Raw genomic sequence first — 14,749 nt, 5'->3', positions numbered from 1 at the left:
CTCAGGGGGCCGGCGCCGCGGTGCCGGCCTCCAGCATCTGCAGCACCGCGCGCGTGGGGGCTTCCAGCAGCGCCACCGGCCGGTGCGCCAGGCCCAGCCGGCGCACCAGCGGCGGCGTCAGCGGGCGCAGCACCACCTGGTCTGGCAGCGGGGTGTCGGGGCCGTGTTCCAGCGGCAGCACCGCCGCGCCATAGCCGGCGGCGACCAGGCTTTTCATCGCCTCGGTGTAGTTGAGCTCAATGCGGGCCCGTGGGTGCTGCCCGGCCTGGGCGAACCAGGCGGTGGTCAAGCGGTGCATCTGGGTGCTGCCGTCGTTGGCGATCAGCGGGCGCTCGGCCAGCCAGGCCGGGGTCACCGCGTCGGGCACGGCCCAGCCGGCGGGCAGCCAGGCCATCATCGTGTCCTCGCGCCAGGGGGTGACGACCAGTTCGCCCTGCGGTGCCAGCGGCAGGGCGACGATGCCCAGTTCCAGCTGACCGGCCAGCAGGCGTTCCAGCGTCTGCTGCGAACCCAGGATGCTCAGCTCCACCTCCACGTCCGGACTGTGGCGGGCCAGCTGGGCCAGCACCTCGGGCAGCTGGTGCACCACCACGCCGCTGGAGGTGCCCAGCCGCACCTTGCCGGCCCGGCCCTCGGCCACCCGGCGGGCCCGGGCCACCGCATCGTCGAGCTCCCGCAGCAGGCGGCGGGCGTCCTCCGCCAGCACGGCGCCGGCCGGCGTGGGGCGGGCGCCCTTGCGGTCGCGCACCAGCAGCACCAGGCCCAGCCGCGTCTCCAGCTCATGGATGTGCAGGCTCACCGTGGGCGGCGCCAGGTGCAGGGCCTGGGCGGCGGCGGCCAGCGTGCCCAGGTCGGCAATGGCCACCAGCGTCTGCAGCTGGTCCAGGCTGAGGTTACGCATCAGATTTCCTGAATGAATGCGTCAGAAGATTCAACTTTCCAGATGGTAGCCGGCGACGGACCATGGCGCTCTCTTCCCTGGAGTTCGCCATGCACACCCTCTTCCTGTGGCTGGTCCGGCTGTTGCGCCGTCTCTCCCGTCCTGCCTCGCCTTCGCTGGATGCCCGTGAACTGCACGACCTGGGCCTGGGCGAGGGCGGTCTGCGCTACTGGCTGCAACGTCCCGGGCGGCCCTGTCGGTTGGTCGACGATCGGCGGGCCGACTGAGCTGGCGCCGCGGCCCCGGGGCGCGCGTCTCCTACACTGGCCGATGGTCCGCGGTTCGACCGCGGTCCGGTTCCCACCTGACCATCGAACAACAGCGAGGAGATCGCATGTCCCTGATTCCCCACTGGCGCGAAGTGCCGGCCGAGCCCGGCCGCGTCGTCGCCCCCGATGAACGCCTGTCCTGGCCGCAGACCGCGGTGATGGGCATGCAGCACGTGATCGCGATGTTCGGCTCCACTGTGCTGGCGCCGATCTTGATGGGTTTCGACCCCAATGTCGCGATCCTGATGTCGGGCATCGGCACCCTGATCTTCTTTCTGATGGTGGGTGGGCAGGTGCCCAGCTACCTGGGCTCGTCCTTCGCCTTCATTGGCGTGGTGATCGCGGCCACCGGCTTTGCCGGCGGCGGGGCCAACGCCAACATCGGTGTGGCGCTGGGCGGCATCATCGTCTGCGGGGCGGTCTATGCCGCCATCGGCCTGTTGGTGATGGGCGTGGGCACGGCCTGGATCGAGCGCCTGATGCCGCCGGTCGTCACCGGCGCGGTGGTGGCGGTGATCGGCCTGAACCTGGCCGGCGTGCCAATCAAGAACATGGCCCCCACCGAATTCGACAAGTGGATGCAGGGCCTGACCGTGCTGTGCGTGGGCCTGGTGGCGGTGCGCACTTCCGGCCTGTTGCAGCGCCTCCTGATCCTGGCCGGCCTGGTGCTGGCGTCGGTCATCTATGCGGTGCTGACCAACGGCCTGGGCCTGGGCAAGCCGCTGGACTTCACCGGTGTGGCCAATGCGGCCTGGCTGGGCCTGCCGCACTTCGCCAGCCCGGTCTTCACCGGTTCGGCGGCGCTGCTGATCGCCCCGGTGGCGCTGATCCTGGTGGCCGAAAACCTGGGCCATGTGAAGGCGGTCAGCGCGATGACCGGTCGGCCGCTGGACCGCTACATGGGCCGCGCCTTCCTGGGCGATGGCGTGGCGACGATGGTCTCGGGCTCGGTGGGCGGCTCGGGCGTCACCACCTACGCCGAGAACATCGGCGTGATGGCCGCGACCAAGATCTACTCGACCGCCAACTTCGTCTTCGCCGCGCTGCTGGCCATCGTGCTGGGCTTTTCGCCCAAGTTCGGCGCGCTGATCCAGACCATCCCGCTGGCGGTGATGGGCGGCGTGTCCATCGTGGTGTTCGGTCTGATTGCCGTCTCGGGCGCCAAGATCTGGGTCGACAACAAGGTGGACTTCACCGACAACCGCAACCTGATCGTCGCGGCGGTGACGCTGGTGCTGGGCACCGGCGACTACACGCTGCACTTTGGCGGCTTTGCGCTGGGTGGCATCGGCACAGCCACCTTCGGCGCCATCCTGCTGTACGCGCTGCTGGGCGGCAAGAAGGCCTGAGGCCTTCTCCGCGCTCGTCAGTCTGCCGCGGCCGGCCCGGCCTGCATCGCCTGGTGCAGGCTCAGGAAGATCCGGCCGCGGAAGTGCTGGGGCCAGCCCAGGGTCTGCAGACGGTCCTGCACCGGCCCCTTGATCTCGGCCAGATCCAGCGCGATGGCGCGTTCGGCCAGCAGGGCGTCCAGGGCTTCCAGCGCCTCCAGCCCGCTGAAGTCGATCGTGTTGACCGGGCTCATCAGCAGCACCACGCGCCGGGTGTCGGGCTGCAGCTGCGGCACCACCTCGGAGGGCAGCTGGCGCGCGTTGGTGAACAGCAGGCTCTCGTCGATGCGCAGCGCCAGCACGCCGGGCGTGCACTCCACCTGGTGACGGTCCACGTTGCGGTAATGCTCGGTGCCGGGCACGCGGCCGATGCGGGCCACATGCGGCCGGGCGGTGCGCTTGAGCAGCAGCGCGATCGACACCGCCACCCCCACCACCAGTGCCTTCTCGACATTGACCAGCAGGGTCAGCGCGGCGACGCCAGCCATCACCACGAACTCGCCGCGGTCGTAATGCCAGGCCTGGCGGAAGGGCCGCCAGTCGATCAGCGACCAGGCGGCCAGGCCGATGATGGCGGCCAGCACCGCCCGCGGCAACGCGGCCAGCGGGCCGGCCAGGACCAGGGCGGCCACCGCCATCATCAGGGCCACGTACAGGCCGGCCCAGCGGGTGCGGGTGCCGGCATCAAAGGCCACCGCGCTGCGCGAGAGGCCACCGGCCACCGGCTGGCCACTGCTGACCGCGGCGGCCAGGTTGGCGGCGGCCAGGCCGGCCAGTTCGCGCCGCGGCACGATGCGCTCGCCCCGCTTCAGGCCCAGCGATTCGGCCACCGCCAGGCTTTCCACCGCGGTCACCAGAGCCAGCACGCCGGCCGAGGGCAACAGGGCCCGCCACAGCGCCGGGTCGGTCAGCGGCCAGGCCAGCGGCAGGCCGATGCGGGGCAAGGCCCCCACGGTGCGCACCCCGTGCTGTGCCACCTCCCAGGCCAGCGAGGCGGCGATGGCCAAGCCGACCACCGCCAGCGGCGCCATCTTGGTCAGGAGGGCGGCCTGCACCGGGGGCAGCCAGCGGCCCAGCCAGCGCCGGCCGCGCCAGCGCACCAGCAGCAGGGCGGCCAGGGCGGCCAGGCCGAAGGCGGCCGTCCAGCCCTGCCAGGGCAGCTCGGCCTGCCACCACCGCTGCAGCACCTCCGGCAGGCTGGTGCCGCGGGCGCTGCTGCCCACCAGCACCGGCGCCTGGGTGGCGACGATGGACAGACAGGCGCCGGCGACAAAGCCCTGCAGCACCGGCATCGACAGCAGCGCGGTGAGGGCATCGAGCCGCAGCAGCGCGGCGGCGGCCAGCAGCAGGCCGACCTCGGCGGCCAGCACCAGCGCGGCGGCCTCGGGCGCCACCCCCGGGAATTGCGGCAGCACCGCGCCCAGCATCTGGGCCGTCATCAGCGACGGCACGGCCGCCGGGCCGACGGCCATCACCTGGCTGGTGCCCAGCAGGGCGTAGGCGATCAGTGGCAGGAAGCTGGCGTACAGCCCCACCTGCGGGGGCAGCCCGGCGAGCAGGGCATAGGCCAGGCTCTGCGGGATCAACAGGATGGTGATGATGGCGGCGGCGAGCAGGTCGTCGCGCAGCACATCGGAGGGCGCCTCACGGCGCGGGGGGCGCAGCGTCATCGCACGGGGGTGGAGCGGTTCATCATCGCTGTGCAGCATACCCCCACCGGCACCCATCCCGGGGGCCGGTCGTGGCGATCAGCGGCCGCCCGCGTTGCCCGCCAGGTTGTCGAACTTGTGGAAGTAGCGGCGGGCCAGCGCGACGATCTGGCCATCGGTCGGGTGGTCGGCCTTCTCGCTGCCGACGATGCTCTTGCCCACGGCCGGGTGGTGCTTGTCGAGCCAGGCCTTGAACTCCTCGTGCAGGCGGCCCGGGCCCACCACCAGCACTTCCTTGGCGCCTTCCAGGGCTTGCGCCACGGCGCCGAAGTACTCGGCCTCTTCCTTCTCGGTCATGCCGGCGTGGTGGGTGTCCTTCTGCAACTGGCCCGCGGCACGCTGGTGGTGGCTGCGCGACTTCACGCGTTCGGCCTGCATGGCCTCGGCGTCGAAGTGCATCACATGGGCTTCTTTCTGGTCCATCCAGACGACGGCGTGGTAGGTGGTCATGGTGTCGGTTCCTCAGTGAGTCGTTGTCGTGTTTGACGGGGTGTGGGGGTCACAGGCTGGCCGGTTGGGCCGGCGCCTGATCATGGGTGCGTTCACAGGTGACGCAGTGCAGGGTCCAGGGCTCGGCCTTCAGACGCGACCAGCTGATCGGCTGGCCGCATTGCAGGCACAGCCCGTAGCTGGGCGTGTCCAGCCGCTGCAGCGCTTGCCGCACCAGCCCCAGTTCCTGGTGGCCGATGTCGGCGCGTTGTTGGGCCACCTCGCGGTCGGCATCGCGTTGGGTGCCATCTTCGCGGTTCTGCTCCAGCAGTTCGGCGGCCGCGTCAACCCGGCTCAGTCCTCCTTCTTGGGCGGCCAGCGTTTCCTCCAGCGTGGCCAGACGGTCCTTCAGCAGGACACCCAGTTCGGCCCGTTGGGCGGCGGTGAGAGCGGTGGTCATGTCAGTCTCCTTCTGCCGCCATGGTGCGGGCGACCTGGGGTTTCCATCTTGATGCGCATCAAGGCTCCCGCGCGTGCCGGTGGATTGCACACGCCTCCCTACAATGGCCGGCATGAGTTTGCCTGCAAGCTGCGACGTGCTGGTGGTGGGAGCCGGACCGGCCGGGTCGGCCTGTGCCCAGATGCTGGCGCGGGCCGGCCAACAGGTGTGCCTGGTGGACCAGCAGGCCTTTCCGCGCGAGAAGGTGTGTGGCGATGGCCTGATCCCGGACGCCCACGCGGCCTTGGCCCGTTTGGGGGTGGCCCAGGCGGTGGCCGCCCGGGCGCACCCGGTGCCGCGGGTGGCCTGCATCGGGCCGCGCGGGGGACGGGTGGAGGTGCCAGCACGGCTGGCGGTCTTGCCGCGCCGTGAGCTCGACCAGATTCTGCTGGAGGCGGCGGTGGCCGCCGGCGCCGATTTCCAGGCGCCCTGGCGCTTCGAAGGGCTGTTGAGTGATGCCCTGGGCCGAACCCAGGGCGCGACCCTGCGGCAGGGGGCGGCGGTGCATGAGATCTCCGCCCGCTGGGTGGTGCTGGCCACAGGCGCGGTGCCGCAGGCCTTGCTGGCCGCAGGCCTGTGTCGCCGGCGGGTGCCCAGCGGGGTGGCGATGCGGGGCTATGTCCGACATCCTGCCATGGCGGCCCGGCTGCAGGCCATGGAGGTGGTCTGGCACCGCAGCCTGCGGCCGGGCTATGGCTGGATCTTTCCTGGCCCGGATGGGGTGTTCAACATCGGGGTGGGCATTGCCCACAGCCACAGCACCCTGGGCGACGGGCGCGGCACCAAGCAGGAGGTGAACCTGCGGGCGGTGTTCGAGGCCTTCTGTCGCCACCATCCCACCGCCAGGGCGCTGGTGGACGGCGGCGAGTGGGTGGGGGATCTCAAGGGAGCCCCTTTGCGCTTCACGCTGGAAGGGGCGCACTGGAGCGCGCCGGGCGTGCTGGTGACGGGCGAAGCGGCTGGCAGCACCTATTCCTTCACCGGTGAAGGCATTGGCAAGGCGTTGGAAACCGGCATGCTGGCGGCCGATGCGCTGCTGTCCGAGGCCGCCGACGATGCGGTCCGGTTGCGTTATGAAGCCAGTCTGTCGGCCCTCAAGCCGCGCTTTGATTTGTATGAGAAGGCCAACCGGATCAACGCCCACCCCTGGATCGCCGACTTGGTGATCTGGCGGGCCCAGCGCAGCGAGGGCCTGCGCCGGCGCATGTCCGGCATGCTGGAGGAGACGGCCAGCCCCGGGGATCTGGCCAGCGCCCGTGGGCTGTTGAAGCTGATGCTGCCGATCCGCTGAGGGCCGAGGAGACTGCGATGTGCCAACTGCTGGGCATGAATGCCAACACGCCAACCGACGTGATGTTCAGCTTCACCGGCCTGGCCTGCCGGGCCGAGGAGCACAAGGACGGCTTTGGCGTCGGCTTCTTCGAGGACAAGGGCGTGCGCCTGTTCGTGGACCACCACAGCGCGCGCCAGTCGCCGGTGGCCGAACTGGTCAAGCGCTACCCGATCCACAGTGAGAATGTGATCGCCCACATCCGCAAGGCCACCCAGGGCCGGGTGGCGTTGGAGAACACCCACCCGTTCCAGCGCGAGCTCTGGGGCCGCTACTGGGTGTTCGCCCACAACGGCAACCTGGTGGACTTCCACCCGCGCCTGCACGGTGCCTTCCGGCCGGTGGGCGACACCGACAGCGAACGCGCCTTCTGCTGGCTGATGCAGGAACTGGCCAAGGCCCATGCCGGCGTGCCGGCGATCGACGAGCTCTCCTGCACGCTGGCCGAGCTGATGCCGCGCCTGCACCGCCACGGCACCTTCAACATGCTGCTGTCCAACGGGCAGGCGCTGTGGGCGCATGGCTCGACCCATCTGCACTGGGTGGAGCGCCAGCACCCCTTCGGCCAGGCGCGGCTGCGCGACGAGGACCTGAGCGTGGACTTCGCCCAGCTCACCACACCGCACGACCGCGTGGCGGTGATCGCCACCGAACCGCTCACCCAGGACGAGGTCTGGACGCCGTTCGCGCCCGGCGAGTTGCGGGTCTTTGCGCGCGGCCGCAGCCAGGCGGTGTGCTGAGCGGCATGGCCCGGCCGGGTCGGGCTCAGGCGGCGGGATTCGCCGGCCGCTGGGCGTCCAGCAGCCGCAGCTGACGCACCAGCGTGGTCCGCAGCCGGTGCGGGTCGATGGGCTTGGTCAGGAAGTCGTTCATGCCCTCGGCCAGGGCCTCGTCCCGCTCCGAGACCAGCGCGGCGGCCGTCAGGGCGACGATGGGCAGCTCGGTGGGCGGGAAGTGCTTGCGCAGCTCGCGCGTGGCCTCGTGGCCGCTCATGCCGGGCATCTGCACATCCATCAGCACCAGGTCGAAGGGCTGCCCGCGGGCGTGGGCGCGGGTCACCGCCTCGATCGCCGCCAGGCCGTCCTGCGCCTGCTCGACCACGGCGCCCCATTGCTCCAGCAGGGCGACCGAGATCATCATGTTGACCGGGTTGTCCTCGACCATCAGCACCCGGGCCCCCTGGATCGGGTCCAGCCCATCACTGCCGGTGGTGATGTCCAGTTCGATGTCGGTGGCTTCGGGCAGAGGCAGCTCGGCCCAGAAGCAGCTGCCGTGGCCGGGCTCGCTCAGCACGCCGACCTCGCCGCCCATCAGCTGCGCGAGCTCGCGGCAGATCGACAGGCCCAGGCCGGTGCCGCCGATGCGTCGGTTGAGCGAGCCGTCGACCTGCGTGAACGGTGTGAACAGCCGCGGCTGGGCCTCCAACGGGATGCCGGGGCCGGTGTCGAGCACCTCGAAGCGCAGCACCGGACCATGCAGCACCCGTACCGACAGCACGATGCCGCCGGTGGCCGTGTACTTCAGCGCGTTGTTCAGGTAGTTGCTGAGCACCTGCCGCACCCGCATCGGGTCGCCGATCACCACCTCGGGCACGGCCGGGTCGCGCTGCAGGCGCAGGGTCAGGCCCTTGGTGTCGGCCAGCGCGCCATAGGCCTCGTGCAGGTTCTGCAGCAGCCCGTCCAGACGGAAGGGCAGCTGGTCCAGGTGCATCTTGCCGGCCTCGATCTTGGACAGGTCCAGGATGTCGGAGATGATGGCCGACAGGGTTTCGGCGCTGTCGCTGATCTTCTCGATGTACTCGCGCCGGCGCAGTTCGTCCACACCAGGGTCGCGCGCCAGCCGGGCCAGCCCCAGCAAGGCGTTGAGCGGGGTGCGCAGCTCGTGGCTGGTGTTCGCCAGGAAGGCGCTCTTGGCCCGGTTGGCCGATTCGGCATCGTCGCGGGCCCGGGCCAGGTCCTGGTCCATCTGGCGCCGCTCGGTGATGTCTTCGGCCATCCAGAGGATGCCGGCCTGTTCACCGTGCGAGGGGTAGACGGCCTGGGCCAGCAGGCGGCAGAGCACCAGGCTGCCATCGCGGCGCTTGAGCCGGACTTCCTCGTCGATGTGCTCGCCGGCCTCCAGCCGGGGCAGCAGCCGGGCCCGGATGGCCGCGTGTTCGGCCACGGTGGGCCAGACCTGGCTGGCGTGCTGGCCCAGCAGGCGGCCGGTCGGCCAGCCCAGCATGGCCTCGAAGCGCGGGTTGACCATCTGGAAGTGGGCGTCCCGGGTGACGGCGATGCCAAACAGCGCGGTGTCCAGCACGGCCTCGTACTCCCGGCGCAGCTGCTCGGACTGGGTGACGTCGCGGGCACTGATCACCAGGTATTCCAGACCTTCGTGCGTGAAGCGCGAGGCTGAAAGCTGCATGCGCAGCAGCGTGCCATTGCGCATGCGGAAGGTCGCGGGCAGGTTCTGGGCGGTGGGCTGTTGCTGCAGGGCCTGCACCAGCCGGCTGCGGTCCTGCGGGTCGAACCAGATGTCGATGGCTGACGAGGGGCGCCCCAGCACCTCGTCGGCCCGGTAGCCGGTCAGGCGCTCGAAAGTGGGGTTGACCAGCGCGTAGCAGCCGCTGCTCAGGTCGGTCAGCGTGATGGCGTCCGGGCTGGTGGCCACGAGGTGGGCCAGCAGCGCCTGCGAGGAGGTCATCGACTGGCCCAGCGCGCTCTCGGTCGGGACCAGCCAGGACACCATGCCCTGCGGCCCCAGCAGCGGCACGCGCAGCGTGCGCAGCTGCAGCACCTGGGAGGCGCCGTTGCCCACCATCAGCACGTTGCACAGGCCGGGTTGGTGGGCGGTCCCGGGGGCGGGGGGATCGGAGAGATCCGCCAGCAGGCGCATCACCCGCTCGCGCGGGGCACCGGCGGCGAACAGATCCGGCAGCTCCTGCTGCAGCCCGGCGGACAGATCGGTGAGGCCCAGCAAGGTCTGGGCGGCCGGGTTGATGGCCAGGATGCGGGCACCCCGGTGGGCGATCAAGGGCAGCGCCAGCGAATCGAACAGCGCATCCCCGCGGAGCGACGCCAGGGGGCCGGTGGCCTCGGGCGGGGGCGGTGGTGAGGAAGGCGGCGCGCTGTCGTCGTCCAGTGCGATCAAGGTGGGTTGCCAGGCCGGGTCGAACTGGCGCTCCAGCCGGCGCAGGGCCCAGTGGCTCCAGGCCCCGCCCAGCAGCCCGCCCGTGGCCAGTGTGGCCAGCAGGCGCCAGCCGGTCACGCCCTCGCCCGGCCAGGCCAGCCAGACGCCGGCGGTCAGCAGCCCGACGCTCAGGCCCGCGGCGAGGCCGACACGCCAGATCGGCAGGGGATGAGGCGGGACAGGCCGGGTCATGGCGCCGGCGGAAGCTCGCGCAGACCGCCGGCCATGGTCAGTCGCGCCGTGCCGCATTCAGCGCGTCCCGGGTGGCCTGGACCACCCGGCGCGCCTGCTGCGCATAGTCCTCACCGCCACCGGCATACAGCACGGCGCGTGAGGAGTTGACGATGATCGGCCCGTCCGGCCGCCAGGCCGCCCGCACGGTGGCGGCGGCATCGCCGCCCTGGGCCCCGACGCCGGGGATCAGCAGTGGCAGGGTCGGGGCCAGCTCACGCACCCGGGCCAGTTCCTGCGGGAAGGTGGCGCCCACCACCAGGCCCAGGCGGCCATCGCGGTTCCAGCGGCCGGCGGCCAGCTTGGCCACCTGCTCGAACAGGCGGTCGCCGTTGGCCAGGGTCTCGAACTGCAGGTCGCTGCCGCCGGGGTTGGAGGTGCGGCACAGCAGGATCAGGCCCTTGCCCTCGTACTTCAGGTAGGGCTCGATCGAGTCGAAGCCCATGTAGGGCGACAGCGTGACCGCATCGGCCTGGTAGCGCTCGAAGGCTTCGCGGGCGTACTGCTCGGCGGTGGAGCCGATGTCACCGCGCTTGGCGTCCAGGATGACCGGCACTTCGGGGGCCACCCGTTTCAGGTAGGCCATCAGCTGCTCAAGCTGATCCTCGGCCCGATGGGCGGCAAAGTAGGCGATCTGGGGCTTGAAGGCATTCACCAGATCCTTGGTGGCGTCGACGATGCGGGCGCAGAACTCGAAGATCCGGGTGCTGTCGCCCTGCAGGCCGGCCGGGAACCGGGCCGGATCCGGGTCCAGTCCCACGCACAGCAAGGAATCGTGGTGGAGGCCGGCCTGCGCCAGCTGGGCGGTGAAATGCATGGCCTGATTTTACGGGCCCCCCTTGCCGCGCGAGGGGGATTCTTCACCTCGCGCGGCCAGCGCTGCCTCAGCCGCCGATGCGGCGGGCCAGGCGGGCGGCCTGACCGGTGTAGTCCCCGGGTGTCATGGCCAGCAGGCGGTCCTTCTCGGCCTGGGGCAGGGCCAGGTCGGCGATGAAGCCCTGGATCAGCTCACGGGTCATCGGCTTGCCGCGGGTGAAGGCCTTGAGCTGCTCATAGGGCTTGGGCAGGCCATGGCGGCGCATCACGGTCTGGATGGCCTCGGCCAGCACTTCCCAGGCGTGGTCCAGGTCGGCGGCCAGGGCGGCTTCGTTGAGCTCGAGCTTGCCCAGGCCGCGGGCCAGGCTGTCGTAGCCCAGCAGGGCATAGCCCAGCGCCACGCCCATGTTGCGCAGCACCGTGGAGTCGGTCAGGTCGCGCTGCCAGCGGCTGATCGGCAGCTTCTGGCTCAGGTGGCTCAGCACCGCGTTGGCCAGGCCGAAGTTGCCCTCGGCGTTCTCGAAGTCGATCGGGTTGACCTTGTGCGGCATCGCCGAGGAGCCGACCTCGCCTTCCTTGAGCCGCTGCTTGAAGTAGCCCAGCGAGATGTAGCCCCAGACGTCACGCGAGAAGTCGATCAGGATGGTGTTGGTGCGGGTCACTGCATCGAACAGCTCGGCCATGTAGTCGTGCGGCTCGATCTGGATCGTGTAGGGGTTGAAGCTCAGGCCCAGGCTGCCCTCGACCACGCTGCGCGAGAAGGTCTCCCAGTCCTTGTCCGGGTAGGCGATGGAGTGGGCGTTGTAGTTGCCCACCGCACCGTTCATCTTGGCCAGCAGCTTCACCTCGGCGATGCGGGCGCGGGCGGCGCTCAGGCGGGCGACCACGTTGGCCAGCTCCTTGCCGACGGTGGTCGGGCTGGCGGTCTGGCCGTGGGTGCGGCTGAGCATCGGGATGGCGGCAAAGCGCTGGGCCATGCCGGTCAGCGTGGTCAGCAGGCCGTCCAGCGCCGGCAGGATGACCTCGCCGCGGGCGGCCTTGAGCATCAGCGCGTGGCTGGTGTTGTTGATGTCCTCGCTGGTGCAGGCGAAGTGGATGAATTCGCTCACCGCCTTCAGCTCGGGGTCGTGCTCGACGCGCGACTTCAGCCAGTACTCGACCGCCTTCACGTCGTGGTTGGTGGTCTTTTCGATGTCCTTGATGGCGCGGGCGTCCGCCTCGGAGAAGCGGGCGATCAGGCCGCGCAGCAGGCCACGGGATGCCTCGGACAGCGGGGCGAAGCCATCCAGCCCGGCATCCGACAGGGCGATCAGCCATTCGATCTCGACCTGCACGCGGCGGTGCATCAGTCCGTACTCGGACAGCAGGGGGCGCAGGGCGTTGACCTTGGCGGCGTAGCGGCCGTCCAGGGGGGACAGGGCCATCAGGGTGGAAATCGTCATGGCAAAAGAGCTCAGGCAGGTCGCGGCGCCGGGATGCGCGCGAAGCCCTTCATTTTACGAGGGGACTTCCGCACCGGTGCGGACGGGCCGGTGCGGCCGCTTGGCTAGAATCCCCAGTCAACCATCCCGTGATCCCTCGCATGAAACTGATCGGCTCCCTCACCAGTCCTTACGTCCGCAAGGTGCGTGTCGTGCTGGCGGAAAAAAAGCTGGACTACCAGTTCGCGCTGGAGGATGTCTGGGGTCGGGACGACATCCTGGCCACCAACCCGCTGGGCAAGGTGCCTTGTCTGGTGATGGAAGGCGGCGAGGCGGTGTTCGACTCGCGCGTGATCGTCGAGTACGTGGACATGCTCTCGCCGGTGGGCAAGCTGATCCCGGCCACCGGGCGCGAGCGCGCCGAAGTGCGCACCTGGGAAGCCCTGGCCGACGGCGTGCTGGACGCCAGCGTGGCGGCCCGCCTGGAGCAGACCTGGTCCGGCCGGGCCGAGGGCGAGCGCAGCCAGGCCTGGATCGACCGCCAGATGGTCAAGATCCACGCCGCGCTGCAGGCCATGAGCCGCGGCCTGGGCGAGAAGGCCTTCTGTGCCAATGCCGGCACGCATTTCTCGCTGGCCGACATCGCGGTGGCGGTGGCCCTGGGTTACCTGGACTTCCGCTTCCCCGAACTGGACTGGCGCGCCCCCTATCCCAACCTGCAGCGCCTCTACGACAAGCTGGCCACCCGGCCAAGCTTCGTCGACACCGCGCCGCCCCAGGCCTGAGCCGGGCCCGTCCGGGCGTGCTGCGCGCTCAGGACGGGAACTCGTAGCCCGCGGCCGGCAGCAGCCGCCAGCCGCCCGCGCCATCTCCCTGCAGTTCCAGCACCCAGCGGTGGTAGGCCCGCAGCCCCGGGTGGTGGCTGACGCTGATCGGCGTGATCGACAGCCCTTCCAGCTGCCGGTAGAGCACCGCCTCGTTGACGGCGTCGAGCGCGCTGGTGGCCTCGTCCAGCACCGCGTAGCGTGGGCGGGCGATCAGCATCCGGGCAAAGGCCAGCCGCTGCTGCTCGCCGGTGGACAGCAGCTTGGCCCAGTCGCAGACGGCGTCCAGCCCCCCGACCCGCTCGGCCAGGTCGGGCAGCTGTACCCGGCGCAGCATCTCCAGCAGCTCGGCCTCGGAGATGTCGCGCTCCAGCTCGGGGTAGAGCAGCTGGCTGCGCAGGTCGCCCAGCGGCAGGTAGGGGTGCTGGGGCAGAAAGCGCAGCTCATCGCCGCCCGGGCGCAGCACCCGGCCGGAACCCTGGCGCCACAGCCCGGCGATGGCGCGCAGCAGCGAGCTCTTGCCCACCCCGCTGGGGCCCACGATCATCAGCCCGTCGCCCGCCGCCACCTGCAGCGACAGGCGCTGCACGATCAGGTGCTCGCCGCCCGGCGTGCGCACGGTCAGCTGCTGCAGCGCCAGGGCCGGGGCCGGTTCGCAGTCGATGTCCTCGCCTTCCCTGCGCTGCTGCTGGCTGTCCAGCGTGGCGGAAAACTCGTGCAGCCGGTTCACCCCGGCCGAAAAGCGGCTCAGGCTCTCGAAGTGCTCGACGATCACCGCCATCGCGCTCAGCACCGCGGAGAACGCGCCCGCGGCCTGCACCGCCCGGCCCACCTCCATCTCGCCGGAGAGCACCTGGTCGGCGATGATGATGCTGGGCAGGGCCAGCGTCAGGAAGCTGTGGCCGTACTGAAACAGGTTGAGCCCCAGCTGCCAGCGCAGGATCTGGCGCGTGTTCTCCACCACCGCGCCGAACACCTGGCGCAGCCGGCCCATCTCATGGGTCTCGCCCTGGTGGAAGGCGATCGGCTCGGCCTGTTCGCGCAGCCGCACCAGGCCGAAGCGGAAATCCGCCTCGCGCCGCAGCTGGCGCACGTTCAGCCCGATCAGTTGGCGGCCGAACACGGTGGTGGTGATGACGGTGACCAGCAGCGCGTAGCCGATCAGGAACAGCACCAGCGGGCGCGAGATCGACCACAGCACGCCGGCAAAGGCCACCAGATCGATCAGCGAGCCCAGCCCCACCATCAGGAAGTAGAGCGACTGCTGGGTGAAGCTGTTGATGTCCTCGGAGATGCGCTGGTCCGGGTTGTCCAGCGCGGTCACCGCGTTCAGGCGGAAGAAGGCCAGCCGGCCCAGGTAGCGCTGCAGGAATTGCTCGGTCAGCCAGCGCCGCCAGTGCCAGCCCAGGGTGTCGCGCACGAAGTAGTACAGGCCCCAGATCGGCACCGCCAGGCACAGCAGCAGCGCGAAGCGGCCGATCGAGGTCCAGAAGCGCGGCGCGTCATGGGCCGCCAGGGCCGAGGTGAATTCCCCGGTCTCCTGGTTGAACATCACGTTGAAGAAGGTCTGGCCCAGCAGCAGCAGGGCCAGCGCCGCCAGCAGCCCGCGCGCCCGCCAGCGTTCCTCGGAACGCCAGTACGGGGCGGCGATGGTGGCAAAACGTTGCCACAGGCGCAGGTTGAATCCGGCGTGAGCAGAAGAGTCCATGGGGGGGGCGAAGG

13 protein-coding genes are annotated in these 14,749 nt (G+C 70.5%); 5 read left to right on the top strand and 8 right to left on the bottom strand.

Translation table 11 applies throughout. The annotated features are described in order from the left end of the window. Position 1: 1 nt before the first annotated feature. Positions 2-901, bottom strand: a complete 900-nt coding sequence (locus KGA65_RS16640; protein ID WP_225864247.1) for a LysR family transcriptional regulator — start codon at positions 899-901, stop codon at positions 2-4. Positions 902-990: 89 nt separating this feature from the next. Between KGA65_RS16640 and KGA65_RS16635 the strand changes: the two genes are divergently transcribed. After that, positions 991-1,167: a hypothetical protein gene (locus tag KGA65_RS16635; RefSeq protein WP_225864246.1), complete on the top strand. Its 177-nt coding sequence runs from the start codon at positions 991-993 to the stop codon at positions 1,165-1,167. A gap of 107 nt (positions 1,168-1,274) precedes the next feature. Beyond that, positions 1,275-2,558 (top strand): solute carrier family 23 protein, encoded by a 1,284-nt coding sequence (locus KGA65_RS16630; protein WP_225864245.1) that lies wholly within the window; start codon positions 1,275-1,277, stop codon positions 2,556-2,558. A gap of 17 nt (positions 2,559-2,575) precedes the next feature. Here KGA65_RS16630 and KGA65_RS16625 read toward each other — a convergent pair whose 3' ends face one another. The 3 genes from KGA65_RS16625 to KGA65_RS16615 form a co-directional block, all read right to left on the bottom strand. Next, the gene (locus tag KGA65_RS16625) at positions 2,576-4,267 is read right to left on the bottom strand and encodes a SulP family inorganic anion transporter (RefSeq protein ID WP_225864244.1); all 1,692 of its coding nucleotides are present in this window, start codon (positions 4,265-4,267) and stop codon (positions 2,576-2,578) included. 78 nt (positions 4,268-4,345) lie between these two features. Then, on the bottom strand, positions 4,346-4,756 hold the full coding sequence (locus tag KGA65_RS16620; RefSeq protein WP_225864243.1) for a hypothetical protein: 411 nt from the start codon (positions 4,754-4,756) through the stop codon (positions 4,346-4,348). A gap of 49 nt (positions 4,757-4,805) precedes the next feature. Beyond that, on the bottom strand, positions 4,806-5,195 hold the full coding sequence (locus KGA65_RS16615; RefSeq protein WP_225864242.1) for a TraR/DksA family transcriptional regulator: 390 nt from the start codon (positions 5,193-5,195) through the stop codon (positions 4,806-4,808). Between the two features lie 112 nt (positions 5,196-5,307). Here KGA65_RS16615 and KGA65_RS16610 point away from each other — a divergent pair, with 112 nt between their 5' ends. Then, on the top strand, positions 5,308-6,525 hold the full coding sequence (locus tag KGA65_RS16610; RefSeq protein ID WP_310740981.1) for an NAD(P)/FAD-dependent oxidoreductase: 1,218 nt from the start codon (positions 5,308-5,310) through the stop codon (positions 6,523-6,525). Positions 6,526-6,542: 17 nt separating this feature from the next. Beyond that, positions 6,543-7,304, top strand: coding sequence for a class II glutamine amidotransferase (locus KGA65_RS16605; protein ID WP_225864240.1), 762 nt, complete (start codon positions 6,543-6,545; stop codon positions 7,302-7,304). Between the two features lie 25 nt (positions 7,305-7,329). On the opposite strand, the gene KGA65_RS16600 is transcribed toward KGA65_RS16605, so the two are convergent. The 3 genes from KGA65_RS16600 to purB all read right to left on the bottom strand — a co-directional run bounded on the left by KGA65_RS16600 (position 7,330) and on the right by purB (position 12,224). Further along, complete coding sequence (locus KGA65_RS16600; protein ID WP_225864239.1) at positions 7,330-9,927, bottom strand: PAS domain-containing hybrid sensor histidine kinase/response regulator; 2,598 nt, start codon at positions 9,925-9,927, stop codon at positions 7,330-7,332. A gap of 37 nt (positions 9,928-9,964) precedes the next feature. After that, positions 9,965-10,783, bottom strand: a complete 819-nt coding sequence (gene pyrF / locus KGA65_RS16595; protein WP_225864238.1) for an orotidine-5'-phosphate decarboxylase — start codon at positions 10,781-10,783, stop codon at positions 9,965-9,967. Positions 10,784-10,850: 67 nt separating this feature from the next. Beyond that, positions 10,851-12,224: an adenylosuccinate lyase gene (gene purB, locus KGA65_RS16590; RefSeq protein WP_225864237.1), complete on the bottom strand. Its 1,374-nt coding sequence runs from the start codon at positions 12,222-12,224 to the stop codon at positions 10,851-10,853. A gap of 140 nt (positions 12,225-12,364) precedes the next feature. Between purB and KGA65_RS16585 the strand changes: the two genes are divergently transcribed. Further along, a complete protein-coding gene (locus tag KGA65_RS16585; RefSeq protein WP_225864236.1) occupies positions 12,365-12,988 on the top strand; it encodes a glutathione S-transferase family protein in 624 nt (207 codons plus the stop codon). Between the two features lie 28 nt (positions 12,989-13,016). Here KGA65_RS16585 and KGA65_RS16580 read toward each other — a convergent pair whose 3' ends face one another. Next, the gene (locus KGA65_RS16580) at positions 13,017-14,735 is read right to left on the bottom strand and encodes an ABC transporter ATP-binding protein/permease (protein ID WP_225864235.1); all 1,719 of its coding nucleotides are present in this window, start codon (positions 14,733-14,735) and stop codon (positions 13,017-13,019) included. Between the last annotated feature and the right edge of the window lie 14 nt (positions 14,736-14,749).

Source organism: Ideonella benzenivorans, from assembly GCF_020387415.1.
GTDB lineage: Bacteria > Pseudomonadota > Gammaproteobacteria > Burkholderiales > Burkholderiaceae_C > Ideonella > Ideonella benzenivorans.
This window is presented reverse-complemented; position numbering and strand designations above follow the sequence as displayed.